Below are 23,821 nucleotides of genomic sequence, written 5' to 3'. Positions count from 1 at the left end.
GGAGACGGGTCCATGCAGTCATTCAAAGTGATTAGTCTGGATATGTTCCAGACCCTGGTGAATATTGAGAGCAGGCGGGCAGAGGTCTGGAGGCCGATTCTCAAGCAGGAGTTCAGTGAAGCAAGGGCACTGCAGCTGGGCAAGCAATTGCTGAGCCGTTATTATGCCGCAGCCTGCGAAGCACGGGATACGGGTACTTTTATCAGCAGCAGAGAAATTTATTACAGAGGGTTTCAGAACGTATTCCAGGAGTCCGGCTTGGATTACGATTGTGAGCAGGCAGTGGATAACCTCTTTGCACAGCACCGGCTGTCTGAAATGTATGATGACACTGAGGCCTTCTTACAGCGCATATGCCGGGATTATCAGGTATGTATTGTGAGTGATACAGATGATCTTATGCTTCCTGAGTTCTACCGGAATTATCCCATCTTACTGTTCACTTCGGAGACGTATCAGTCGTATAAGAATGACGCGTATAACCGTATGTTCACTGAGGTGCTAGCCCACTATGGGGTGGAGCCGGAGCAGATTATCCATATTGGAGACTCTGTATCAGATATTCTTGGAGCGGCCAGAGCCGGAATCAAGTCCTGTTGGCTCAACCGGAACGGTCAGTCCTGGGAGCTTGAAGTCAAGCCTGATGTTACAGCGGGAACACTGGAAGAGGCCTATGGGCTGATATCCAATGAACAATAACAAAGGAGCTGTGAGCGAAATGAACGACAATGTGGAAGAGCAGGAACTGGAGTTGTTAAAATACCCGATTGGAAGATTCGCCGCTAAGGGGAACCGGACAGCAGAAGTGCGGGAAGCATCCGTTGCCGTCTTTAGGCAGCTGGCAGAGGAGCTGCGGGCAGCAGTAGAGCCGCTAACGGCTGAACAGCAGCATACGCCTTACCGGCCGGGCGGCTGGACCGTGATTCAGGTCGTGCATCATCTCGCCGATACGGGGATGTATGCATATCTCCGCTTCAAGCGGGGGCTGACGGAGGAAGCGCCGCTGGTTCCAAGCTACAGACAGGATCTGTGGGCGGAACTGGACGATTCTTCCAATGAACCGGTGGAATCCTCACTTCAGCTCATCGGACTGCTTAATCGCAGATTCGCGACCTTACTGGAATCCTTGCAGCCTGAGGATTATGAACGGACCATCGTAAGCGGTGGTCTGGGTGAGATGACACTGGATGCCGCCGTGGAGAGGTACATCTGGCACAGCCGCCATCATATCGCGCAGATTACAGCATTGATCCAGCGAAGCGGCTGGTAAGTGATAACTTTGTTTTAGCATAAAAAGACGGAGAGGTTGTGTACTCTCCGTCTTTTTATTTTGTCCGGGATAGGAGAAGGGTGTGGAGGCCCGACGAGAAAACGAGGAGTCTTGAATGTATGCGGAAACCGCATACATTCAAGCGGACACTGAGCCTACAGGCAAAATGTATGTGAAAAACAGCATACAATAGAGCGGAAGCGGGCCTCCGGGCAATACGTATGTGGAAATCAGCATACATTCGGGCAGATATGGTCCTCCGGGCAAAATGTGTGTGGAAAACACCATACATATGGGCAGCTACGGGTCCTCCGGGCAAAATGTATGCGGAAAACAGCATACATTAGCATAGGGCGGCTGCGGGCCCTACGAGACGCTGCTCCTTTTAGGGTTGCAGCCCCATCCAGCCCAGCCCGTCCGCCCAATCCATTGTCTAATCGCGCATTCAGCTATTCAATTCCGCTTAAGCTGCAATTTTAGTGTGCGGCGGAGCTATTCATCGTCACCTGGGCATGGGCGGATACATATCCTATAACCAGAACGATAAAAAACGGCCCCGAGGAAAGGACGGATATGTGTGACCTCTTATATGGACTATACGTCGCCCAATACACAGTTTACGTTTGATATGAACGGCAACACCTTATTCAAGAAGGATGATTGCAATTATATCAACGTACTGGGCGTCAAAAATCTGAACACCCTGGAGAATACCTCGCTGCTCGATATCTATCTCAGCAGATCCAATGTGGTCGAGCCGCATTATCATCAAAATGCTGCTGAGCTGGTGTATTGTATCTCGGGCGCGGCTGTGGTGTCGCTGATCAATCCGTTTACAAACGAGCTGCTGCATTTTCCGATCACTCCGGGCCAGGTTGCCAATGTACCGCAGGGCTGGTGGCATTATGAAGTGGCCACGATGGATTGCACCCATCTGCTGGCGATCTTCGATGCCCCTACACCGGAAGTTATCCTCGGCTCGGATCTTCTGAGCCTAACCCCGGCTAATGTGCTGGCACATACCTACTGCCTCAATGAAGCGCTGGTTAAGGAAGCACTCGCTCCGGTGAAGCCTCAGACCTTCATTGGTCCGCCTGCGGATTGCTGTCCTCCTGCGAAGGCGGCAGCCGAGAATATGAAGGGAACCCACCCTGCTTCCGCCAATATGGCTCCGCTGCCGATGATGGCTAATGCCAACATGCCGCCTTATATGCACCAGCAGCAGGCTCCGCAATCCTTCGGCTACCAGCCGATGGCGGTACACGGTTATTGTGCTCAGCCGTACGCCCAGCCCTACCGCCAGCAGCACTACTTCCAGGCTCCTCCGCAAGCTGTGCATGAGGCTGGAGCCGAATAACAGAAATCCACACAGCACAAACGGCAGCGTATTCTGTGAATGCAGAATGACGCTGCCGATTTTTTTGCAAATATAAGAACTTATAGGTTTCACACGATAACTTATCCTTCAATGATGCTTATCTGGAACCTGGAAGGAACGCAGATAATTCTGAATATCCTCCTGCGGGGTTTCGAGCAGACCGGCCAGCATGCTTTGGATAGCGTACAGGGCGGCAACCTTTTCGTCGATTTCGGTGATTTTGTCGCGGACGAGTTCCTTCAGGGTGTCTTCATCCATCTTCGAGCCGAGCAGGGCAAGTGCCGCCTGGATTTCTCTCAGTGAATAACCCAGGGACTGGGCATCCTTAATGAACTTCAGCTTGACCAGATAATCAGCAGAGTAGATCCGGTATCCCTTCGCGGTCCGCTCCGGGGCTGGCAGGATGCCGCTGTCCTCATAGTAACGGATGGTTGCTGCACTCAGCCCCGACTGCCGCGCCAGCTCTCCACGGGTCATTCCCTTCATCTGGTAATCCCTCCTGTATTCGATATCTATCTACTCTACGGTCTCTTGTGCGTGTAGGCCGTGTCAAAGATTACTTCCGGGTATTCGGCCGACGGACCGTTCAGCAGCGCCTGCGGCTCATCTAGCAGATACTGATCGAAGAACGACCGGACATAGGCTCTGCTTAAATCTACAGTATGCACCGGATCAAGACCGTTGGCGAATAAGGAGGGTGACAGCAGGGCTATATCCGTAAAACTCTGGTGAATGAAATGATCCACCGTCAGATAATAGGTATCCCTGGTGCTGCGGCTCATGACCGACTTCAGATCCGGCGTGAATTCTTCATAGATCAAGGGATCTGTATTCGCTTCGGGATGTGCAAGGTGCTGCGCACTCGTTCCGGTCATCATGTACATAAAAGGCTGCGTCAGCCCTTCATGGGCAACTTGTCCCCAGAACCCGCCCTCCAGACTGACACCTGCCTTGAAGCGCTTGTCCTGGGCTAAAGCTTCGGCGGTTGTAGCCCCGCCATAGGAATGGCCGAAGATTCCTGCACGGCTGAGATCAAGCCTGTCCTGGAATAATCCATTCGGGTCTTGGGTATTCCAAGCCGTCAGGGTGTCCAGCACAAAGCTGGCATCCCCTGCACGGATGGCAATTCCGTTCACATTGTAGCTGTAGAGCTCTGCGGAAGTATCAAACTTCGGATCAGGCACGTAATTGACCGAAGCACCGTCCGGGTAAGTGACCTTGGCTGAGGTATAAGGATGATCCAGCCCTACGACAATATAGCCGTGACTGACCAGTTCTTCGATAATTGACATACTCTGAAATCTGGTGGAGCGGATCCCCGGCGAGAACAGCAGGACCGGATAGCGGGCTTCTTGTACCGAGAGCTGCACTCCAGCTGTAACATGTGTAGGAATATGGGTGACATGGCTGAATAGCTGCTTCGGCAACCCGAATACAAGACTGATCGCTTCGCCCAGTGCGGAGGGATAATGCTCCTTAGGCTTACCTGCAGTCTGGTCAGGATCGGCCGGATACCATACATTTACCATCAGCTTCCGATTGCCGCCTTCCTCAGCGCTTAGTGTCTCGTCACGCTGCTCATCGGTAAGCTCCCGCGCAATCGTCCCGATGGCATATTTCCCTGTTGGCTCGGGTAGTGTGAACATGGGCAGCAGCCTGGCCGCATAGACGGATAATCCTGAAAGAAGAAGGACCAGGATAAGCAGGAGACTCTTCCATAGCTTCGCATACCGTTTAGGCTGGCCCGTCCGGGCACGCTTTATAAGTCTGAATCCTAGTATGGTCAACAGTCCCAGCGCTGCGGCGTAGGCCGGAGCCATCTGGATGCGGTAATTCTCCAGCAACCCATGTAGCACCACAGCTATAACGACAGCCAGCAGCATAAGGGTATCCAGCCTCCGGTTTTTCTTTGGGCCAATCATTCCTGCCGTAACAGCCAGAATCACAACTATGACTGCAATCTCAAATAATCTCATTTGACCTACCTCCAACTCTATTCATCTGGAACAATTAGAGTATAAAGGTTGAAGTGTACTTCAAGGTCAAGGCTTAATTTCTAGGATAAGCGGACAAGCACGCGGCCACGGGTGCCCGACTGGAGAATATCCTGAAGTGCCAATGGCAGCTCAGTCAGAGAAATCTCACGGTCCACCAGCGTATCCAGCACCGCAGGCTTCATGTCGCCTGCCATGCGCTGCCAGAGCTGGGCCCGTTTCTCCATAGGGCAAGCTACGGAATCGATGCCGAGCAGACTGACTCCGCGCAGGATAAACGGCAGGACGGTGGTCGGGACAGCCGTGCCTGCGGTTAAGCCGCTTGCGGCCACTGCGCCGCCGTAGGCGATTTTGCTCAGGACAGCAGCCAGCGGGGCACCTCCGACTGAATCTACGGCAGCCTGCCAGAGCTGCTTGTCCAGCGGCTTCACCGCACTGCCCGCGACCTCTTCGCGGGAGATGACCTCAGCAGCACCCAGCGCCTGCAGATATCCGGCTTCAGCCGTTCTGCCGGTACTGGCAGTGACCTGATAGCCCAGCTTCGCCAGGATAGCGGTCGCCGCACCTCCGACACCGCCGGTGGCACCGGTAACGAGCACTTTTCCCTGGTCAGGGGTCATGCCTTGTGCTTCCAGCGCTTGCACAGACAGCGCCGCCGTGAATCCGGCCGTGCCGTAGATCATCGCTTCCCGCAGCGTCAAGCCCTCCGGGAGTTCAACAACCCAATCCGCAGGGATGCGGGCGTATTCGCTGAAGCCGCCGAAGTGGGAAACGCCGATCCCATAGCTGGTGGCAATGACAGACTGGCCTTCGCGGAAACGGCTGTCCTTCGATGAGACTACCGTTCCTGACAGGTCAATCCCCGGAATGAACGGATAATTTCGCACAATATTCCCATTCGGGATGCTTGCCAGCCCGTCTTTATAGTTTACACTGGAATAAGCTACCTTAATTAACACTTCACCAGCGGGCAGTTCCTCCAGGGATACCGGTCTGATCTCAACGGAGAATGGTTCTGTCTTGTCCACTACCAATGCTTGAAAAGGCTTCGTCATATCTTCTCTCTCCTAATTCGTGCTGTATTTGTTCAAACATAAGAATTCATAGGCTTCACACCATTACTATTGTGCCCCGTCAATCTAGGAAACACAATGATATGCCACACTAAATGGTTACAAAGGAGTGTTCATATGAGGGCGAAATTGCATAAAAGCGTGCTTATCGCAGCAATCTGTCTCGTTTTGGGCGGGGGAGCATTGTACGTATCCGCAACATCTGATTCCGGTCCGGCAGTACAGAGGCTGCGTCTAAGTGAGGATGAGCCTGCGCGGTATCTGCAAGGGCTTGCGGCTGTAACTCTGGATCGGCTGGAGCTGACGCTTGGTGATCAGAGCCGTCCGGGTAATTATATCAGTATTCCTAACCATACAGAGCTGCTATGGAGGAAGCCTGTGCAGACACCGGCAGGCCAAGGGGAACTGATCAAGTTCATACAGGAGGGGAGTGCGGTCTATCCAGCCCCTGAAGTTACTTATTATTGGCTCTGTTATCAGCGTCCCGGCAAGAGTGAGAGCGATGATACCGTCACCTACTATATAGAAGCGAAAGTATTGGGGCAAGATGAAGAGGCTGCGGAAGCAGAGCTGCTAGAGCTGGCCGAGAACTGGGAAATTCCCGGTTAACCCGGATTTAATTGTGAACAACAAGTGAACTGTAGTATATTGAGGGTAGAATTCATCCGTCTGATGAGGGAGGCATACTCTATGTCCATTGCAACAACGATGATTATCCGGCTTGAAATCCGTAAGGCAGAAGCTTCTTTTGGCGATGTGGCGTCCAGGCTGGCAGCAGCCGGCGGCGATATTGTAGCGATTGACGTGATCCGTGGCGGCAAGGATGTGACGACCCGTGACCTGACCGTGAATGTGCAGGATGCGGCGAATGAAGAGATTATCAGCGTGCTGAAGAATATGCCTGGAATCAAAGTCATCAATGTCTCCGACCGTACCTTCCTGGCCCATCTCGGCGGCAAAATCGAGGTTACCCCGAAGATGCCGATCAAGAACCGCGAGGATCTGTCGCTGGTGTATACCCCAGGCGTGGCCCGTGTCTGTACGGCGATTGCCGAAGATCCGTCCAAGGCGTATTCCCTGACGATGAAAAGAAATACGGTAGCTGTCGTCACCGACGGCACCGCTGTGCTGGGGCTTGGCGATATCGGACCAGAGGCGGCGATGCCGGTGATGGAAGGTAAGGCCATGCTGTTCAAGCAGCTGGCGGATATTGACGGGTTCCCGCTATGTCTGGACACTAAGGACCCGGAAGAAATCATTCAGATTGTGAAAGCGGTTGCTCCCGGCTTCGGGGGCATTAATCTGGAGGACATCAGCTCTCCGCGCTGCTTTGAGATTGAACGCCGGCTATCAGCGGAGCTGGATATTCCAGTCTTCCATGATGATCAGCACGGAACGGCCGTAGTTGCGCTGGCCGGTCTGTTGAACGCTCTCCAAGTCGTGGAAAAGTCGATTGCAGACTCCAGAATCGTAGTCGTCGGCATCGGTGCGGCAGGCGTATCGATCTGCCGTCTGCTGCTGGCGGCGGGCGCGAAGCACCTCTATGCGGTAGACAAGGAGGGGATACTGAACCGGAACGAAGCCTATACCAATGCTGAATGGAGCTGGCTGGCCGAAGCCACGAATCCTGAGAATCTGAGCGGAGGACTGGATGAGGCGGTGCGCGGAGCAGATGTCTTCATCGGTGTATCCAGAGGAGGAATTTTGCAGGTTAGCCATCTGCAGAGCATGGCCCGGGACAGCATCGTGTTCGCTATGGCTAATCCGACCCCGGAGATTGAGCCGGATCTGGCCGAGCCTTACGTCAGGGTGCTGGCAACCGGCAGAAGTGATTACCCTAACCAGATTAATAACGTGCTGTGTTTTCCGGGGATTTTCCGCGGGGCGCTTGACTGCCGGGCGAAGACGGTGAATCTGGAGATGAAGCTGGCTGCGGCGCAGGCCATTGCATCGGTGGTTCACCCGGATGAGCGGAATGAGCAGTATATTATTCCGAGTATTTTCAACGAGAAGGTTGTAGAGCAGGTACGTCTGGCTGTAATTAAGGCCGCCATAGCGACCGGCATCGCCCGGCGCATCCCGCCGGATGTGAGCTGAGGAGTCCACTGAGTATGGGGAAGGTGAACAAGCTGTGGCCTTAGGCTGCGGCTTTGTTTGCGTCTGCTTTTGAGCAGGAGTATATAGTTGGCCATGTAAAAGCAAGGATGCCAGGGGCCCGGGAGTGATAGATTGAGCGGAGGAAGGCTTACGCCTGTGCTTATGGGAGAGGTGGGAAGGGACGAGTGGCAGGAATTAGATGAATTTTGTACATTTGCTGGTGGCCGTTGGGGGCATGGTAGGGCAACAATTGGATAAACAACACTTAATTATCGTGATTCAAGGAAAGTCTTCAAAAGTTGAGTTAACAGTTGGACTTTTTCCACTTGTCTCCTGGAAATCCCCGATATTCGATAAATTAAGATACGTTTGTACACTTGCTTCCTGCCGGGGAGGAAGAATCCTTTAAGATCAGGCTACGCTGTTTATATATAAGGGGCAGCATGGTAAAATATACAAATGGATACAATGATTCATCATTCAGGAGGGCTTATGTACCGCAGAATTCATATTATGGGAGCTTCCGGGGCGGGAACAACTACCTTGGGCAAGGCGCTGGCGGCGAGGCTTCCGCATGTTCAATTGGACAGTGACGATTATTTCTGGGAGCAGAAGTATACGAAGCAAAGTGTTGTGGCAGAGCGTCTGAACAAATTGCAGGCAGATATGGCGCAGCATGAGCCATGGATTCTGTCCGGTGCGGTTTGCGGCTGGGGGGATTCGCTGCGGGATACCTTCGATCTGGTGATTTTCCTGTGGATTCCTGAGCAGGTACGTCTGGATCGGCTGCGGGCGAGGGAGTATGAACGATACGGTGATGAGGGTCTGCCGGGCGGAGATAAATATGAGGATGTACAGGAATTTATGGCTTGGGCGGCGCAGTACGATACGGCAGGACCTGAGGTCCGCAGCCGCACGCTGCATGAGGATTGGATGGCTGGGATAAACGGTGATCTGTTGCGGCTGGAAGGGGATTTTACAGTGGAGGAGCGGGTGGAGGCAGTACTGCAATTCCTATCCCGTTCAAGCTAATTGAATCTATGGGAAAAGGGGGCTGACCATGAGGACGATACTTCGTGTGCTGCTGCTTCCGGCAATTCTGCTATTGCTGCTGACGTCCTGCAATACGGAAACGACCTATTTCAATTATACGTTCAAGGGCGAGGGGGACACCTGGTCAGGGGTGTATAAGCAAGAGGCCAGCCAGAAGCTGACCAAAAAGAATAAAGTGACCAGTGAAAGCTCCAAGCGGTATAACTTAGTACTGCGTTACAAAGGCGACCAGTCTGATCTCGAAACGATTAAACAGATGAAATATACGTTCAAAGCTAAACATAGCAGCGGCAGCCAGACTATCGAGGGGCCTGTTGAAGTAGCAATGCTGAAAATGGGTGCTTCTGGAAATGGCTCTGTTGAGAAAAAAGACTCCGTCATTAAAGTCACTGTTGAGTGGGACGGGAAGAGTGAGGAGTTTGAGCTCAAGAATGAGAAGTAGGGGGCGTATCCGGCCATGGTAACCATCGAACAAATCGAAATCGCATCACTCGAAGCATTGAACACACTCTACGATGAATTAATGGGCGGACGGGCGGACCCGTTGAAGCTGGAGAATGCCTTTCGGACAATCCGGGAGGATGAACGGTATGTGCTGCTGGGTGCTTTTGTGGACGGGGAATTGTTAGGCTCGCTGATGGGGATCGTCTGCCAGGACTTGGTGGGGGATTGCCGCCCGTTCATGGTCATAGAGAATGTGGTGGTATCTTCGCGCGCACGGCGGCAGGGGCTTGGCAAGAAGCTGATGACTGCGATCGAAGCGATTGCGCATGAACGGGACTGCTACTATATCATTTTCGTGTCGGGAGAGAAGCGGAAGGAAGCGCATATTTTCTATGAGGCGATGGGGTATAGAGAGGAGAAGGTCGAGGGGTACCGCAAGCATCTTAGCTCGCATTAGGGCGGGAACATATGATTGAGGGGAAACTTATAAGTGTAGGAAATCATAAGTTGTATCACAGTATTATGGGTGAGGACAAAGGCTTGCCTCCAGTAGTGTTGGAGCATGGCTGTGGTTCTTCTGCATTGTTCTGGTCACTTGTTGCTCCTGAGGTTGCTAAGGTCACACAAGTTATCGTATATGATCGTGCGGGCTATGGCTGGAGTGAGCCAGGACCGTTTCCGCGTACCAATGAGCAGTGCGTAACTGAGTTGTATGAGCTATTGCAGCAATCTGGAATGAAAAGTCCCTATTTATTGGTCGGTCATTCCTATGGCGGATTAAATGTAAGGCTGTTTACCGGGAAATATCCCGGTCTGGTGGCGGGAGTAGTGCTGGTAGATTCGATGCATGAGGATGAAGTTACAGCGCGGTTTCCGGAAGAGCATGTGAAGGGGCAGATTTTGGCGGAGAGGTTCTATCGGGCCCTGAATTTGCTATCCAGAACTGGATTGTTAAAGGTCTTGTCCGCGTTAAGAAGCTTCCCCGGTTTTTCAGCTACCATTAAGCCTTTTTCGAAGCAGACGCAAGAGTTGTTATGGAGATTATCCTTTCAAAAAAAGACTATAGCGGCCATGCACAGCGAGTTCTCTAATGTTCAGGCCGGCTATGAGCAGGTTAGGGAACTGATGCAAACCGATATTCCATTGACCGTTATCAAATCGGAAATAGTCAATGACTTCTATCCGGGGACTTCAGAAGATACGAAGCGGACCATAAGAGAGAAGCTGTGGGAAGTGGCAAATGAGCTGAACCGTATCATAAGTTGGGGCAAGTTTTTTTTGGAAAAAAATAGCAGGAGTCTTTATTTACAGCATGAGGGCCATTGGAGCAGGGGAGTTCACGCTCCGGTCGGAACATTGCGTAAACGGGCTCCTGCAAGTTTATTTGTACTATAGAATGATGATGTACTTCGAAGGGGCTTTTGCCGATTCACAGCAAAAGCCCCTTCCGCCGTTTCGGCAGAAGGGGCCAGTTCAAAAAAATGTTGTTGCACCTGCAGGTAGAATTCGAGTTCTATGCTTCGCATATCCTTTTGGATGCCGAAGTGAATCTGCCTGATGATGGTCTGGAAGAGAGTCTTCTGTGTTTCTGAGGAGAAGAATGCAGCAGCGAGTGGAATGGCCCAGTAACTGCTGAACCAACTTTACCGGAATTGGGTCGGAGGCGCACTCCATGATCCGCTTCCTGTTAGGGATGGTTGTATAAAACAAGCCGCATTCTTCTTAACGAATTCCCATGCTCTCTTTAGAAAACATTACTTAAGAAAACTTACAATAATTAATGTTAAAAACAGTAAAGGGATTCCAAAAACGATACAATATCCAATATATCTTAATGGTACAGGCAAGCTTTGAAGATCCACTTTTTTTGGTGGGCCACCAGCTTCAATTTGTTGCAAAGGGTTTAGCTGCTCATCTATATAAGTTGATTTTTGTTCAATAATGTTTTTATCGGTTGATTGTGTTTCATGAGTTTTCTGTTCCATTGTAACACGCTCCTCACCTAGTTTAACCATATTATAACATAAAAAAAGATTTATGATGAAATAATCCATTAAACTTGAATTAATTCCCTTATTATGGAATGATATAGATGCAGCTGCAAATCTATAATTTAGAGGTGGAAAAATGACTAAAGTAAAAACACTAATTCTTACGGCAATAATTTTACCAGTGTTACTTATTGGAGGGAATTCAGCCCAATCTGTCCATGCCGCTTCTGTTGATGAAGAATCAGTAATAAAACCGTTGGCATTCTTTCCTGAGGATACTGATCTAATTTCGATTTGGCGGGTTGCAAGTGGAGGATATATTTACTCTCCGGTCAGTGTCACCTCCTACGTAAGTATTTATTCAACAACGTCCGGCTCTAATCTCTTAGCTACAAAAAGAGAACTGGTAAGTAAAACCTTTCTAAGTGCATGGGACGTTTATCCTAATGCGACTTTTGGGCCCGGTATTCTTAATATTAGGGGTTCAAATGTTTCATTGCCCAATTATGGTAGTTATTTGAGTGATCCTAGTTGGGTAATGATAGGCAAATATAATGATACTCAGGCTTTGTATAGTTCCACCTCAGGAAGTGGATATGGACAATCAGTATTTGTTGGAGGCAGTGGGTCTTTTCAAGTAGATACTACAGGACAAGTTGATTTCACTTGGTAAGGGGAGAGGAATTTATGAAAAAAAAAATATATTGCCAGTTTTGCAGTTCTTTTTGCGGGAGTAATTTCTTTTAGTGTTATGTTATCTGCTGAAACTCCATTGGAAACTAAATCTTCACAGATCCCTAAACAAGTTGAAAGTAATTTACAACTTGAGACAAAAACTATTTTTCAACTTGACAAAATTTCAATAACTAATCAAGATGTTGAAAATTTTAAAGCATATCAACAAATAGGAGATTCATCACTAACTGATAAAGAAATAATAGAACAACTAGCAACTGAGCAAATTTATTTGAGCGTTGCTCAACAAAAAAATGTTGCTGCAACTCTAGAAGAGGGTAAACAAGAAGCTCTAAAGAATAGAGAAATTCTAAAAACACAACCTCAAAATATTCAAAATACACAATTAAAATTGATAAAACTCATGGGACTTGACGAAGAAGAGTATTGGAATGATTTTGCTCCAAAAGAATATCAAAAAATTCTCACTGCTCAAAATTTAACTAAACTTCTCTTAGAAGAAAATATTCTTAAATACAACTCTAATCAGCCACAGGAGTTCGGAAAAGAACTTAAAGCTTACAAACACAATCTTTATGTTCAAGCTCTTAAAAAAGCAAATGTACTACCAGAATAATTCAAAAAAGCCGTTCACAGTAAGGCTACGTGAACGGCTTCTTCTGAGATTAGGTGCTTGAACATATGGCAGTCTACAATCAGGTGTTTTTTCAAACTAAAGGGCAATGGAACAAAATTAGAGGAGATTGATTAAACTTTTTAATTTTGGAGGACATTAAGAAATACAACCTAATCCTAAACAAAGATAAGGTCTATGAAAAAGATCCTTGTTTTTTTGTCGTTCAAGATTTGCTATTATTTAAAAACTTGCCGCTTCAGCTATCAGGGTGAGGCATACCTCCACTAAAGGGCACTTGGTTGAAGCACAGGGCAGCGGGCATAATATACATATAGAGAAACCACAGATTATTATTGATGCAATAGTGCAGATGCTGCGGCCCCCTCATTAATAGGCTATTTCCAAAGCTGGGACACACAGGTTCTAGCTTTTTTTGTTGTTACAATTCCAATTCTCCGCTAAGTGTCAGGTATCTTCACAGTGATCCTCCAAAATTTAAGTTTGACCATCTCCATGATAGCGCTTTATAATCCGTTCATGACTGGCATAGGCCGGCGAGGATCACTATGAAAGGCGGGGGAGAAACATGAATCCAATATGTAAGGTGCTGATTGTGGACGATGAAATCCTGGTCCGGCAAGGGATTAAGTATGTGCTGGATTGGGAACAGGAAGGATTTCAGATCGTGGGTGAAGCGGCCAACGGACGGGAAGCATTGAATTCGCTGCAGACCTTGCAGCCGCATATCATCATTACGGATATTGTCATGCCGGTGATGGATGGCGAGGAGTTAACCAGGCTGGTGAAGCGCGATTATCCGGCTACCGAGGTGATTGTGTTAAGCAGCTTCAGCGAGTTCCATTATGTGCGCTCGACGTTCCAGCATGGGGTGGCGGACTATATTCTGAAGCCGAAGCTGGAAGCCGGAGCCTTATTGCAGGTGTTAAAAAAGACCCGGGAACGCATCCCGGAACTGAGTGCCGCCGCAGCATCCATGGAGGAAGCAGAAACCCGGCAGCCGCTGGATACCCTGCTCGGCCGGATGCTATCCGGTTACCGGCTGCCGCCGGAGAGCGAAGCGGAGGTGAAGCGGCAGCTGCCGTATAAGGGCTTCGCGCTGCTGGGCTGGGAGACGCTACAGCCGGTACCGGGCGGCGAAGCCCTTAACCGTAGCTCCGGTAACGCTGCCATGAACAATAGCGCCCTTAGCCTTAGCGGCAATCATGCGGCCATAAGCAGCAGCGCCCGCACTGCATATGAGACGGCATCTGTCACCGTCACCACCGCAATTACCGGAGAACTGGACCGGAGAGTTCCGGGACTTAAGCAGTGCGTCCTTCCAGGCGCAGAGCCTTCGGGCACTACATTCATGCTGATTAATCTGGAGGAAGCCCATTGGCCGCAGTTGCTGGAGGCTGTACACCAGTTAGCCGATACGCTGGCTGGGCAAGAAACGGAAATACGGCTGACGCTCAGCCGGAGATTCAGCTCGCTCAGCGAGCTGGCGGCCATCCAGCAGGAGAGTAATGAGCGACTACAGCAGTGCCGGTTTTTCCGGCCGGAGCAGATCCTGCTCAACCAGCTGGAACGTCCAGATCAGGAGGCCCCGCTGCCCAAGTTCAATCTGACGCAGTTCACAGAACAGCTGAAGCGGCAGCAGCTTACGGAAGCGTTCGGTGATCTGCATCAGCATGTGGATGCGCTCAGCCGCCAGAATGACGGGGATGTGTATCAGTTCAAGTCCTTCCTCAGCAATATCATCTTCAATATTACGAATCAGTTCAGCCATCTGCAGGAGCTGGAGGAGGGGAAATACGGCCTGTTCCGGGCCATCGATGAAGCGGGTACTGCGGAGCAGGCTATGCAGATTCTGGATCATTATCTGACCCGGATCATGGAGCTGACTTCATCGGCAACGTCTGCACCGGGCGGCAATGCCAATATGGCGAAGCTGCTTCAGTACATAGAGGAGCATTATGCCGAGCCGCTGACCCTTACGGAGCTGGCCCGTCATTTTCATTTTAACCCATCCTATCTGTCCAGCCTGTTCACAACTCATAATCGCGAAGGCTTCAAGGAGCATCTCAACACGGTCCGCACGGGCAAGGCGGCAGAACTGCTGCGGGCTGGGGAAGCGCCTATAGCGGAGATTAGCAGTATGGTCGGGTACGGGGACCACAGCTATTTTTGCAAAGTGTTCAAGAAATACACCGGCTTGTCCCCGAGCGGCTACCGGCGTCAGCATTACGGGCAGGAGTAGAGCGCATGCGCAGATACTGGGAACGGTTCAAATTTCACAGCCTGTTCATCAAAATCTTCATCGTCATGCTCATCAGCATCATCGCCGTAGCCATCGCTTCCTCCTGGACAACCGTCCGCATGTCGGAGAAGCTGTTCATGAATACCTTCAGCATTACGAATTCCAAGGTGATCAGCCAGATTAAGTCGAGCTTTGAAGCGTTTCATTATTCGATCGTTACGGCTACCAATAATACTCAGCTAAGCGGCACGATCCGTTCCTTCTTGTCTGAGGAGGACTCGGACTCCCTGCGGATGCTGCGGACCTATTACAATATGACCACGCAGATGAAGAAGATTCAGTCCACGCTCGATGCCTACCAGGTCGGGATCAAAATCATGGGCAAAAACGGCCGCAGCTATTCCACCAATACGAACAATCTGCTAATGAGTGACCGGGAGCTGCAGCAGCATGAGCTGACACGGAATACTTTGGCTGAGCCGAAACGGCTGATGTATCAGTTCTATGAGGAGACGGTGCAGGATGCGCCGAAGAAGGAAGCAGTGATCGTGGGCAGCAAAGCGCTGATGGACAGGACTAGCGGCGATATATACGGGACGCTGTATTTTACCATTCATGAAAAGGATTTCCGCTCCTTCTACGGGAGCTTTGTCAGTACCGGGAACGATGTGGTGATTCTGAATAAGCAGGGGATGATTGTGTCCAGCAACCGGAGTGATCTGATGGGCCGGCAGGCAGGAGATCTATTGCAGGTGGCCAGTGAGATTGAGGAGCAGCAGCTTGCGTACCGGAACATTGATTTTCAGGGCACGGATTCGATTCTGATTGCGGATTACCTGCCGTCTTATGATTTCTATATTGTGAACCTGATCGATAAGCAGACGGCCCTCGGCCAGATGGTCAACGGTAAAATGGTCGTGCTGTTCTGCTCAGCCATCGTGGCCGTGGCCCTGATCGTGGTGTTCCTGATCTTCAGAAGGCTGACCCGCTCGCTCACGCTGCTTACCCGGCAGATGTCCAAGATCACCGAGCGTAACTTCCACAACTACATTACGGTTACGGGGAGCTTTGAATTTCAGGAGCTGGGCCATGCCTATAACTATATGCTGGACGAGCTGAATGAATATGTCGAGAAACTGGTGGAGACGCAGAAGGAGCAGCGGAATGCCGAGCTTGCGGCCTTGCAGCATCAGATTAACCCGCATTTTCTGTACAATACGCTGGCTTCGGTCAACTTCCTGGTGCAGCAGGGCAGCCAAGAGAAGGCGGTGCATACGATTCATGCCCTAATCTCGATGCTGCAGAATGCGCTGAGCAATGTCAGTGAGAGCATCACGGTGACGCAGGAGCTGGAGAATCTGAAGTCTTATGTGTTCATCAACCATGTGCGGTACGGCGAACGGATCAGGGTGAATTTCTTCGTCTCCCCGGACTGTATGGAATACCAGCTGCCGAAGCTGATTATTCAGCCGTTCATTGAGAATGCCTTCTTCCATGCGTTTACGCACAAAAGCGGCGGATATATCCATATCCTAATCTCCCAGGATGCCGGGTCCCTGCTCTGCGAGGTGGTGGACAACGGGGACGGGATGGATACTGGTGCGGCTGATCTGCCTATGCCCGGCCTTGAGGGAAAGCGCCAGCTGTTCACCGGAATCGGTATCCGCAATGTGCATGACCGGCTGGTGCTGATGTACGGCGAAGAATATGGAGTCACGATTAAGAGTGCGCCTGGAGAGGGGACTGCCATCCGAATCCGCCTGCCGCTGATGAAGAAGTGAGATTATTACCATTTTCCAAAAAAAGAACAAATGCCAAACAAGGTAACGCTTACAATCAGGCGATAAAATGACCAATCCCCATAAAGTAAGTTCTAACGGGTCCCCTGGAACGGGTGATAAGATTACTTATGTAATAAATAAGCGCTTACATACAAGCGAAATACAGTAAAGCGCATCAAAGGGGAGGCTTACCAATGAAAAAAGGCTTTGCGTTAGTCCTGATTTGCCTGCTGCTGCTTACGGCCTGCAGCTCGAACTCCGGGTCCAAGAATTCCGGCAACACTGCTGCGGACACGGGAAAGACAGAGAATACAACAGCTACAGAGCCTGCACAGGCGAAGGAAATTACGATTTGGGCTTGGGACCCTGCATTCAACATCGCCGCGCTGGAAGTGGCCAAAGCAGAATATGCCAAGACAAATCCTGACGTGAAAATAAACATTGTGGAATATGCCCAAGCGGATATTATCCAGAAGCTGAACACGGGACTGAATTCCGGAACCACCAAGGGTCTGCCGAACATCGTGCTGATTGAGGATTACCGTTCCCAGAGCTTCCTGCAATCGTATAAGGATTCCTTCTACGATCTGAGCAGCTCGATCAAGGGCACCGACTTCGCGGATTACAAAAGCGGACCGACCAGCCTGGACGGCAAGCAGTATGGGATTCCTTTTGACTCCGGCGTGACCGGCCTCTATCTTAGAACCGACTATCTGGAGCAGGCAGGCTACAAGCTGGCCGATCTGCAGGATATCGACTGGAAGCAATATATTGAAATCGGCAAAGCGGTGAAAGAGAAGACCGGCAAAGCGCTGATTACCCTGGACCCGAACGACCTCGGCCTGATCCGGGTGATGATTCAATCCGCAGGCGAGTGGTACCTGAAGGAAGATGGCAAGACGCCGAATATCGCGGGAAATGCACCGCTTAAGGAAGCTTTTGAAACCTATAAGGAGCTGACCGAATCGAACGTAGCCAAGGTGCATGCAGACTGGAGCCAGTTCGTGGCTGCCCTGAACAGCGGTGATGTCGCCTCCGTGCCGACAGGCAACTGGATTACCCCTTCGATTACGGCTGAAGCGTCACAATCCGGCAAGTGGGGCATTGCACCGCTTCCGAAGCTGACGGTGAACAAATCCGTTCATGCCTCGAACCTGGGCGGAAGCTCCTGGTATGTGATGAATGTGGATGGTAAGGAGACGGCAGCAGACTTCATGGCAAAGACCTTCGGCTCGAATGTGGAAATGTACCAGAAGCTGCTGACGGACATCGGTGTCATTGGGACCTTCAAAGCGGCTGCGGGCGGAGAAGCTTACAGCCAGGCCAATGAATTCTTCAGCGGCCAGAAGATTGTATCGGATTTCGCCGCCTGGACGGAGCAGATCCCAAGTGTCAATTACGGAATCAACACGTATGCGATTGAAGACATCCTGATTGTAGAGATGCAGAATTATCTGAACGGCAAGGATATTGACAGCGTGCTGAGCGATGCCCAGGCCCAGGCCGAGTCACAGATTAAATAGTTAGCTCTTATATAGTGACCTTGGGCGTGGCCAGCAGCTTCCGGGAGTTCAGGAGGCGGGCGGCGTCCGGGGTTTATTTTATAATATTCAGGAAAGGACTGGGCAGCTGTGCATCAAACCAATTCCAAACTAAGATTCCGCACCAAAAGCGTGTTGACCGGATGGTCCTTCGTCCTGCTTGCGGTCATTCTGATCTTCGTCTTCTATTTCTATCCGATGCTTCAGGCACTTATTCTGTCGTTCCAGACGGGAACGGGCAGCAATCTTACCTTCACCGGCTTCGATAACTATTCACGGCTTCTGTCTGACAAGACATTCATAGTATCGGTTAAGAACACCTTCATCTATCTGCTGGTTCAAGTGCCGCTGATGATCATCCTTGCGCTGTTTATCTCGGTGCTGCTGAATGACAGCAAGCTGAGATTCAAGGGGTTTTTCCGGACGGCGATCTTCCTGCCCTGTGTCACTTCACTGGTTGCGTATTCTGTGGTATTCAAGTATTTGTTCTCCGGCAACGGCCTGGTGAATACGATGCTGCTGAAGCTCCATCTGGTCAGTGCCCCGATAGAATGGATCACCGATCCGTTCTGGGCCAAAATCACCATTATCATAGCGATCACTTGGCGCTGGACGGGTTACAATATGATTTTTTACCTGTCGGCCCTGCAAAATATCGATCACTCCATCTACGAGGCCGCCAAAATTGACGGAGCATCGTCTACCCGCCAGTTCTTCGGAATTACGGTCCCGCTGCTGAAGCCGATCATCCTGTTCACCTCGATTACTTCAACCATCGGAACGCTGCAATTGTTCGACGAGGTCATGAATATTACAAAGGGCGGCCCGGGCAACGCGACCCAGACGATCTCCCAGTATATCTACAATTTGTCGTTCAAATATGCAGCAGACTTCGGCTATGCAGCCACCGTATCGTATTCGATTGTCATTATGATCGCGCTGCTGTCGGTCATCCAGTTCAAAGTGGCAGGTGATAAGAATGGCTAAAAGTAAACGGTTCTTCATGTATCTGTTCCTGAGCATCGCGGCCTTTGTCTCGATCTTTCCATTCCTGTGGATGGTCGTCAGCTCGACGAACCAGTCGGTGGATGTCACCCGCGGGCGGCTGCTGCCGGGCACCCATCTGATGGAGAATCTGCGCAAGCTGCTGGACACCACGGACCTGCAGGTATCCCTGATGAATTCAGCGAAAATCTCCATAACCACCACGCTGCTGGCGCTGCTGATTGCCTCGCTGGCCGGTTACGGCTTCGAGGTGTTCCGCAGCCGCTCGAAGGACATAGTCTTCAACATTCTGCTGCTGTCGATGATGATTCCGTTCGCCGCGCTGATGATCCCGCTCTACCGGATGTTCGGCCAGATCTCGAACGTCTTTCCGTGGATGGGTATCGATACGATGACCTCGGTCATTCTGCCTACCGTGACCACTGCGTTCCTGATCTTCTTTTTCCGGCAGAGCACCAAAATGTTCCCGAAGGAGCTGCTGGAGGCCGGCCGGATGGATGGGCTCAGTGAGCTGGGCATCTTCCTGCGCATCTACCTGCCAACCATGAAGACGACTTACGCAGCCGGAGCGATCATTACGTTCATGTCGAGCTGGAACAACTATCTCTGGCCGCTGATCGTATTGCAGACTCCGCAGACCAAGACCATGCCACTGCTCATATCGACCCTCGGCTCAGGCTACGCCCCGGACTACGGCATGATTATGATAGCGATCGTAATCGGCACGATCCCTACTGCGCTGGTATTCTTCGTGATGCAGAAGCATTTTGTGGCTGGGATGATCGGGTCGGTGAAGTAAGGTGAACAGGAGTTACCTCTCTATATTGGGAATAGTCGTGGCTCCGGAGATTGTTTGGACTTTCGGCCGCTGTTGTCTCCAGATTTCTTGATTCAAGCCGCTTCCAGCGGTTGAAATCTGGAGACAAAGGCGGACGCTACCGCTCCTACAGTTCCAAACATCCCCTCCGCCACTCCTCCCAAATAGGGGGAAGCTCAAGTTCACTTACTTTGGGGGTAGGGCAGGGGGAAAGGATAAAGGCAAAGAGAAAAGCAAAAGCAAGGGGGGTTTAAAATCCCTAAAGGAAAACCAATATGTCTTCCGTATTGACATATCGCAAATCATCGATATAATAATGATTATGAATCCAATAGATGTATTTAAGGCTTTATCGAATGAATCCAGGTTACAGATCTTACAATGGCTCAAAGAGCCATACGTCCATTTTAAACCCCACGAAGGAGTGGATATGGAGGAGATTGGGGTTTGTGTAAGTCAAATAACCGACAAGCTGAACATGACTCAGTCAACGGCCTCTCAATATCTTACGATGTTGCAGCGGGCAGGGCTAATCACCACAAAACGTATAGGCAAATTTACGTATTATCAGAGAGACGAAGAAGCTATACGTCAGTTAGCCCAGTATACGATGAGTGAGATGTAAGAGAGATGAAACTGAGTTCTGTACACAGAATTCAGCTTTTTCTCGGCACTATGATTCGACAATTCGCGATATGTCTTTTTAGATATCAAATCGACAATTCACGAATTGTATATTCAAAAATATTCAAAGGAGTTGTATCATTCTATGTCTGTAAGCTGGAAGGTGTATATTTTAGCCATTGTTAGTTTTTTGGTCGGGACGTCGGAGTATATTCTGTCTGGCATTCTAGATAAGGTATCCCTTTCTCTTGGTGTTTCAGTTGCTGCAGCCGGACAATTAATTACGATTTTTTCGCTAGTCTACGCTATATTCACTCCAATTCTTATGGCTGTAACCGCAGGTATAGACAGACGAAAATTAATTATGATGGGTCTAGGTTTGTTTGTGGTATCTAACATTCTCGCTGTTCTTTTGCCCGGGTATGGATTGTTTGTAGTTGCCCGCATCATTATGGCCATAGGCGCAGGGGTAGTGGTTGTTACCGCCTTAAACATCGCAGCGAAAATTGCCCCAGAGGGTAAACAAGCAAGTGCGATTGCAACGGTCGTAATGGGCTTTACAGCATCATTAATCATAGGCGTACCTCTTGGGCGCATTGCAGCGGATACGCTTGGCTGGAAATCTGTGTTCGGGGGAATCGCCCTTTTAGGGATTATCGCAATGATTATACTTTCTTTCGCCATCCCGCGTGTTAAGGGAGATGAACCTATTCCATTAAGGCAACAATTACGTTTGCTACAAAAGCCTAAGGTCGCACTGGGACTCTCGATTACCTTCTTTTGGCTTGGCGGATATTCGGTAGCATATACGTATCTTTCACCGTATCTGCTTGAAGTATCGGGCATAAATGATAAATATCTCAGCGGAGCTTTGCTTATATTTGGAATAGCCAGCATGATAGGCTCCAAAATCGGTGGCTTCAGCACAGACCGGTGGGGGGTTAACCGAACCTTATTCAGCGGGTTGATACTCCATATTGTAATGCTGATCCTATTGTCTTTAGTAACGAATACACTCATTGGTGTAATGGTTGTGCTATTGTTGTGGTCCTTCTCCGCATGGTCCTCTGGTCCAACGCAGCAATATCATTTAACGACAATTGAACCCGAAGCGTCAGGTGTGATGCTTGGCCTTAATCAGTCTATGATGCAGCTTGCTATGGCAGCGGGTGCTGGGATAGGGGGAGTAGCTATTGAAGCAGTCTCGCTTGTATCTATTACATGGATTGGTGCTGTTGGGGTTGCGATTGCTATAATCGCTACGCTCATTTTATATAGAATGAATTCTAAATCAGAGATGAATGTTCAACATCTAGTTCAGAACCAGTGAATGTTGCTAACCTTGCAGAAATACATCTGGTGACAAAAAAACGGTGGCCGGTTATTCCGGGCACCGCTTTTTTCATCCTATTCCCCGACTCTATACCATAGTTCACAATATTCATAGCCATCTGCGCTTGTACCATACATTTCGAAATTGCCGCCATCTAGAATCGTATAGGTTGATGTTGGCAGCCATTCCGAGAAGATACGATTCTTCAAAGACCGTAAATCATACTTGCCGCTGCCATTCCCATCATGGAGTGTTGAGAATACGACCCACGTAGCTGCGGGAACATCAACCACAGTGTATCCTTTCACTTGGCTGCCTGGCGCTTTGTAGCACCCGATTAGGTATGGGAAGGTCGAGTTGCTAGTGAAGGTATAGGCATCGAAGGCAAAGACCGCTCCAAGCTCCTTACTGAAATTGCCTTCGTCTCTCCAAGCCCCGCTTACTGATTGGGCTAAACGTTCGAACTCACCATTCTTGAATATATTTTGCCAGACCTCCGGGATCGTTACGCCCGCTTCATTCGCAATAGTGTCGTAGTGGTAGATATCCTCCAGCCCATACACTTGAAAAGCATCCCGTTTCTCCATCCGGTAATTCATTCCGGTCACTCCCTTTAAGATGATTTGAAAGGAGATGCGGGGATAGGCTCTTAACTCACTTCCGGCATTGCGCGCTAATGTAGGCGTCATTCCATGCAGATTGTGAAATGCACGGGAGAAGGCTTCCGGTGATTCATACCTGTACTTCAAGGCTATCTCCAGCACAGTGTTCTTTCTGTCCTTTAGATCAAACGCAGCCAGCGTCAGTCTTCTGCGCCTGATATATTCGGACAAGGGGACATCAAGAACAAATGAAAACATACGTTGAAACTGGTAAACCGAACATAAGGCGATTTTAGCGATTTGATCGTAAGCAATATCTTGTTCCAGGTTGTCTTCAATATAGCTGATCGCCCGATTCATTCGTTCTAGCCACTCCACGGCAATCCCTCCTTTCGTAAGAAGCATATCATCGGGCAGTAATCGAAGCCTGATTATCGGTGCAGCATATTGTCAGGCTTAGTTTGGGAATAGTTATGGCTCCAGGAATCGTTTGGACTTTCGGACGCTACCGCTCCTACAGTTCCAAACATCCCTTCCGCCACTCCTCCCAAAAAGGGGGACCAAATACGCTTATCGTGTTTCCCTTTGTACTAACACCCAATATGTTCGTCCCCGCATTCGTAATTAATTCTATTTCCGATGTTCCACTTCATGAATAAATTAATATCCTCGATAGAATCTAGGATTCTCCATTTATACTCTTTGTTTTCGCGGAGCTCTCTCAGGACGAGGGGTTTAACGATGTGTTTCTCTAACTGTCCTTTCGTCCGGGCGATGTATGCAAATCCCAAAACGGCATTAGCACGAATAGCAGCTGACTCATGATCCGCAAGCTGGGCACAAGTATCTTGGGCGAACTTCCAGTTCGAATGGTATTCACCGACAGAAAGAGGGAGCGTCAGAAGATCAGCGGCGTCATTTCTTTTTAGACGGTCCTTTATCTCCTCGCTGGTGAGTTCATTGAGCGGTGTATAAATTCTGGACGACTTTAGCATAATTCTCCTTCATCCCCTTGCACTTTGGCATAGCTCATAATATTAATCTCTTTTGCAATAACTTCACTCTAATTATAAATAGATCAAGTAAGTATTCAAATGGCTTCTACGTCTTCAATCAGAGAAAGGGCATGTCACGAAAATGACACTGCCTCCCTGGGCGGTTTGTTAGATTTTAGTAGAGAGGCGCAACTGATGCGGAAATATGGAGTAATAAGAAAGATGGTAAAAATATATGAAATAGAGGAAAA

Annotated in this window: 24 protein-coding genes and 1 pseudogene; 19 read left to right on the top strand and 6 right to left on the bottom strand. The window is 49.8% G+C overall.

Annotated elements, in window-relative coordinates; genetic code table 11:
• Positions 1–12 precede the first annotated feature (12 nt).
• From NST04_RS23815 to NST04_RS23805, 3 genes and pseudogenes are all read left to right on the top strand, one after another.
• A complete protein-coding gene (locus tag NST04_RS23815; RefSeq protein WP_341186426.1) occupies positions 13–699 on the top strand; it encodes an HAD family hydrolase in 687 nt (228 codons plus the stop codon).
• Positions 689–1,270 (top strand): YfiT family bacillithiol transferase, encoded by a 582-nt coding sequence (locus NST04_RS23810; protein ID WP_341186425.1) that lies wholly within the window; start codon positions 689–691, stop codon positions 1,268–1,270. Before NST04_RS23815 ends, NST04_RS23810 begins: the two co-directional genes overlap by 11 nt.
• Before the next feature lie 577 nt (positions 1,271–1,847).
• A pseudogene (locus tag NST04_RS23805) lies at positions 1,848–2,375 on the top strand (cupin domain-containing protein); the annotation flags it as partial.
• A 360-nt stretch (positions 2,376–2,735) separates the two neighbouring features.
• On the opposite strand, the gene NST04_RS23800 reads toward NST04_RS23805, so the two are convergent.
• From NST04_RS23800 to NST04_RS23790, 3 genes are all read right to left on the bottom strand, one after another.
• Positions 2,736–3,134, bottom strand: a complete 399-nt coding sequence (locus tag NST04_RS23800) for a MerR family transcriptional regulator (protein ID WP_341186423.1) — start codon at positions 3,132–3,134, stop codon at positions 2,736–2,738.
• Between the two features lie 35 nt (positions 3,135–3,169).
• Positions 3,170–4,624 (bottom strand): alpha/beta hydrolase family protein, encoded by a 1,455-nt coding sequence (locus NST04_RS23795; protein WP_341186422.1) that lies wholly within the window; start codon positions 4,622–4,624, stop codon positions 3,170–3,172.
• An 80-nt stretch (positions 4,625–4,704) separates the two neighbouring features.
• On the bottom strand, positions 4,705–5,697 hold the full coding sequence (locus tag NST04_RS23790) for an acrylyl-CoA reductase family protein (RefSeq protein WP_341186421.1): 993 nt from the start codon (positions 5,695–5,697) through the stop codon (positions 4,705–4,707).
• A 135-nt stretch (positions 5,698–5,832) separates the two neighbouring features.
• Between NST04_RS23790 and NST04_RS23785 the strand changes: the two genes are divergently transcribed.
• From NST04_RS23785 to NST04_RS23755, 7 genes are all read left to right on the top strand, one after another.
• Positions 5,833–6,324, top strand: a complete 492-nt coding sequence (locus NST04_RS23785) for a hypothetical protein (protein WP_341186420.1) — start codon at positions 5,833–5,835, stop codon at positions 6,322–6,324.
• 81 nt (positions 6,325–6,405) lie between these two features.
• The gene (locus NST04_RS23780; protein ID WP_341186419.1) at positions 6,406–7,812 is read left to right on the top strand and encodes an NAD-dependent malic enzyme; all 1,407 of its coding nucleotides are present in this window, start codon (positions 6,406–6,408) and stop codon (positions 7,810–7,812) included.
• 199 nt (positions 7,813–8,011) lie between these two features.
• Positions 8,012–8,221 (top strand): hypothetical protein, encoded by a 210-nt coding sequence (locus NST04_RS23775; protein ID WP_341186418.1) that lies wholly within the window; start codon positions 8,012–8,014, stop codon positions 8,219–8,221.
• A gap of 83 nt (positions 8,222–8,304) precedes the next feature.
• A complete protein-coding gene (locus tag NST04_RS23770; protein ID WP_341186417.1) occupies positions 8,305–8,844 on the top strand; it encodes an AAA family ATPase in 540 nt (179 codons plus the stop codon).
• 28 nt (positions 8,845–8,872) lie between these two features.
• On the top strand, positions 8,873–9,307 hold the full coding sequence (locus NST04_RS23765; protein WP_341186416.1) for a hypothetical protein: 435 nt from the start codon (positions 8,873–8,875) through the stop codon (positions 9,305–9,307).
• A 15-nt stretch (positions 9,308–9,322) separates the two neighbouring features.
• Positions 9,323–9,766 carry a GNAT family N-acetyltransferase gene (locus tag NST04_RS23760; protein WP_341186415.1) on the top strand — a complete coding sequence of 148 codons (444 nt, stop codon included), beginning with the start codon at positions 9,323–9,325 and terminating at the stop codon, positions 9,764–9,766.
• An 11-nt stretch (positions 9,767–9,777) separates the two neighbouring features.
• Entirely contained in the window at positions 9,778–10,704 is a 927-nt protein-coding gene (locus NST04_RS23755) for an alpha/beta fold hydrolase (protein WP_341186414.1), read from the top strand.
• Between the two features lie 359 nt (positions 10,705–11,063).
• On the opposite strand, the gene NST04_RS23750 is transcribed toward NST04_RS23755, so the two are convergent.
• Positions 11,064–11,294 carry a hypothetical protein gene (locus NST04_RS23750; RefSeq protein WP_341186413.1) on the bottom strand — a complete coding sequence of 77 codons (231 nt, stop codon included), beginning with the start codon at positions 11,292–11,294 and terminating at the stop codon, positions 11,064–11,066.
• A 142-nt stretch (positions 11,295–11,436) separates the two neighbouring features.
• Between NST04_RS23750 and NST04_RS23745 the strand changes: the two genes are divergently transcribed.
• From NST04_RS23745 to NST04_RS23705, 9 genes are all read left to right on the top strand, one after another.
• A complete protein-coding gene (locus tag NST04_RS23745; protein WP_341186412.1) occupies positions 11,437–11,973 on the top strand; it encodes a hypothetical protein in 537 nt (178 codons plus the stop codon).
• A 78-nt stretch (positions 11,974–12,051) separates the two neighbouring features.
• Positions 12,052–12,612: a hypothetical protein gene (locus NST04_RS23740; protein WP_341186411.1), complete on the top strand. Its 561-nt coding sequence runs from the start codon at positions 12,052–12,054 to the stop codon at positions 12,610–12,612.
• A 586-nt stretch (positions 12,613–13,198) separates the two neighbouring features.
• The gene (locus NST04_RS23735) at positions 13,199–14,872 is read left to right on the top strand and encodes a response regulator transcription factor (protein ID WP_341186410.1); all 1,674 of its coding nucleotides are present in this window, start codon (positions 13,199–13,201) and stop codon (positions 14,870–14,872) included.
• Positions 14,873–14,877: 5 nt separating this feature from the next.
• On the top strand, positions 14,878–16,653 hold the full coding sequence (locus NST04_RS23730) for a cache domain-containing sensor histidine kinase (RefSeq protein WP_341186409.1): 1,776 nt from the start codon (positions 14,878–14,880) through the stop codon (positions 16,651–16,653).
• Positions 16,654–16,847: 194 nt separating this feature from the next.
• Positions 16,848–18,176, top strand: a complete 1,329-nt coding sequence (locus tag NST04_RS23725; RefSeq protein WP_340941521.1) for an ABC transporter substrate-binding protein — start codon at positions 16,848–16,850, stop codon at positions 18,174–18,176.
• Between the two features lie 108 nt (positions 18,177–18,284).
• Positions 18,285–19,181 (top strand): carbohydrate ABC transporter permease, encoded by an 897-nt coding sequence (locus NST04_RS23720; protein ID WP_340754232.1) that lies wholly within the window; start codon positions 18,285–18,287, stop codon positions 19,179–19,181.
• Positions 19,174–19,998, top strand: a complete 825-nt coding sequence (locus NST04_RS23715; protein ID WP_341186408.1) for a carbohydrate ABC transporter permease — start codon at positions 19,174–19,176, stop codon at positions 19,996–19,998. Before NST04_RS23720 ends, NST04_RS23715 begins: the two co-directional genes overlap by 8 nt.
• A 340-nt stretch (positions 19,999–20,338) precedes the next feature.
• Complete coding sequence (locus tag NST04_RS23710; protein ID WP_341150994.1) at positions 20,339–20,641, top strand: ArsR/SmtB family transcription factor; 303 nt, start codon at positions 20,339–20,341, stop codon at positions 20,639–20,641.
• A 144-nt stretch (positions 20,642–20,785) separates the two neighbouring features.
• Positions 20,786–21,970, top strand: a complete 1,185-nt coding sequence (locus NST04_RS23705) for an MFS transporter (protein ID WP_341186407.1) — start codon at positions 20,786–20,788, stop codon at positions 21,968–21,970.
• Positions 21,971–22,047: 77 nt separating this feature from the next.
• Here the strand turns inward: NST04_RS23705 and NST04_RS23700 are convergent, their stop codons facing one another.
• Together NST04_RS23700 and NST04_RS23695 are read right to left on the bottom strand one after the other, a co-directional pair.
• On the bottom strand, positions 22,048–22,953 hold the full coding sequence (locus tag NST04_RS23700) for an AraC family transcriptional regulator (protein WP_341186406.1): 906 nt from the start codon (positions 22,951–22,953) through the stop codon (positions 22,048–22,050).
• Positions 22,954–23,165: 212 nt separating this feature from the next.
• Positions 23,166–23,570 carry a hypothetical protein gene (locus tag NST04_RS23695; RefSeq protein ID WP_341186405.1) on the bottom strand — a complete coding sequence of 135 codons (405 nt, stop codon included), beginning with the start codon at positions 23,568–23,570 and terminating at the stop codon, positions 23,166–23,168.
• Positions 23,571–23,821 lie beyond the last annotated feature (251 nt).

Origin of the sequence: Paenibacillus sp. FSL H7-0756, assembly GCF_038006765.1 — a bacterium.
Lineage (GTDB): Bacteria > Bacillota > Bacilli > Paenibacillales > Paenibacillaceae > Paenibacillus_AQ.
Note: the sequence above shows the minus strand (reverse complement) of the source record. Positions and strands in the feature narration are given on the sequence as shown.

Bases quoted from the DNA above. Each gene is read 5' to 3' on its own strand.
- NST04_RS23815 (WP_341186426.1), top strand. From the start codon at position 13: ATGCAGTCATTCAAAGTGATTAGTCTGGATATGTTCCAGACCCTGGTG.
- NST04_RS23810 (WP_341186425.1), top strand. From the start codon at position 689: ATGAACAATAACAAAGGAGCTGTGAGCGAAATGAACGACAATGTGGAA.
- NST04_RS23800 (WP_341186423.1), bottom strand. From the start codon at position 3,134: ATGAAGGGAATGACCCGTGGAGAGCTGGCGCGGCAGTCGGGGCTGAGT.
- NST04_RS23795 (WP_341186422.1), bottom strand. From the start codon at position 4,624: ATGAGATTATTTGAGATTGCAGTCATAGTTGTGATTCTGGCTGTTACG.
- NST04_RS23790 (WP_341186421.1), bottom strand. From the start codon at position 5,697: ATGACGAAGCCTTTTCAAGCATTGGTAGTGGACAAGACAGAACCATTC.
- NST04_RS23785 (WP_341186420.1), top strand. From the start codon at position 5,833: ATGAGGGCGAAATTGCATAAAAGCGTGCTTATCGCAGCAATCTGTCTC.
- NST04_RS23780 (WP_341186419.1), top strand. From the start codon at position 6,406: ATGTCCATTGCAACAACGATGATTATCCGGCTTGAAATCCGTAAGGCA.
- NST04_RS23775 (WP_341186418.1), top strand. From the start codon at position 8,012: ATGAATTTTGTACATTTGCTGGTGGCCGTTGGGGGCATGGTAGGGCAA.
- NST04_RS23770 (WP_341186417.1), top strand. From the start codon at position 8,305: ATGTACCGCAGAATTCATATTATGGGAGCTTCCGGGGCGGGAACAACT.
- NST04_RS23765 (WP_341186416.1), top strand. From the start codon at position 8,873: ATGAGGACGATACTTCGTGTGCTGCTGCTTCCGGCAATTCTGCTATTG.
- NST04_RS23760 (WP_341186415.1), top strand. From the start codon at position 9,323: ATGGTAACCATCGAACAAATCGAAATCGCATCACTCGAAGCATTGAAC.
- NST04_RS23755 (WP_341186414.1), top strand. From the start codon at position 9,778: ATGATTGAGGGGAAACTTATAAGTGTAGGAAATCATAAGTTGTATCAC.
- NST04_RS23750 (WP_341186413.1), bottom strand. From the start codon at position 11,294: ATGGAACAGAAAACTCATGAAACACAATCAACCGATAAAAACATTATT.
- NST04_RS23745 (WP_341186412.1), top strand. From the start codon at position 11,437: ATGACTAAAGTAAAAACACTAATTCTTACGGCAATAATTTTACCAGTG.
- NST04_RS23740 (WP_341186411.1), top strand. From the start codon at position 12,052: ATGTTATCTGCTGAAACTCCATTGGAAACTAAATCTTCACAGATCCCT.
- NST04_RS23735 (WP_341186410.1), top strand. From the start codon at position 13,199: ATGAATCCAATATGTAAGGTGCTGATTGTGGACGATGAAATCCTGGTC.
- NST04_RS23730 (WP_341186409.1), top strand. From the start codon at position 14,878: ATGCGCAGATACTGGGAACGGTTCAAATTTCACAGCCTGTTCATCAAA.
- NST04_RS23725 (WP_340941521.1), top strand. From the start codon at position 16,848: ATGAAAAAAGGCTTTGCGTTAGTCCTGATTTGCCTGCTGCTGCTTACG.
- NST04_RS23715 (WP_341186408.1), top strand. From the start codon at position 19,174: ATGGCTAAAAGTAAACGGTTCTTCATGTATCTGTTCCTGAGCATCGCG.
- NST04_RS23710 (WP_341150994.1), top strand. From the start codon at position 20,339: ATGAATCCAATAGATGTATTTAAGGCTTTATCGAATGAATCCAGGTTA.
- NST04_RS23705 (WP_341186407.1), top strand. From the start codon at position 20,786: ATGTCTGTAAGCTGGAAGGTGTATATTTTAGCCATTGTTAGTTTTTTG.
- NST04_RS23695 (WP_341186405.1), bottom strand. From the start codon at position 23,570: ATGCTAAAGTCGTCCAGAATTTATACACCGCTCAATGAACTCACCAGC.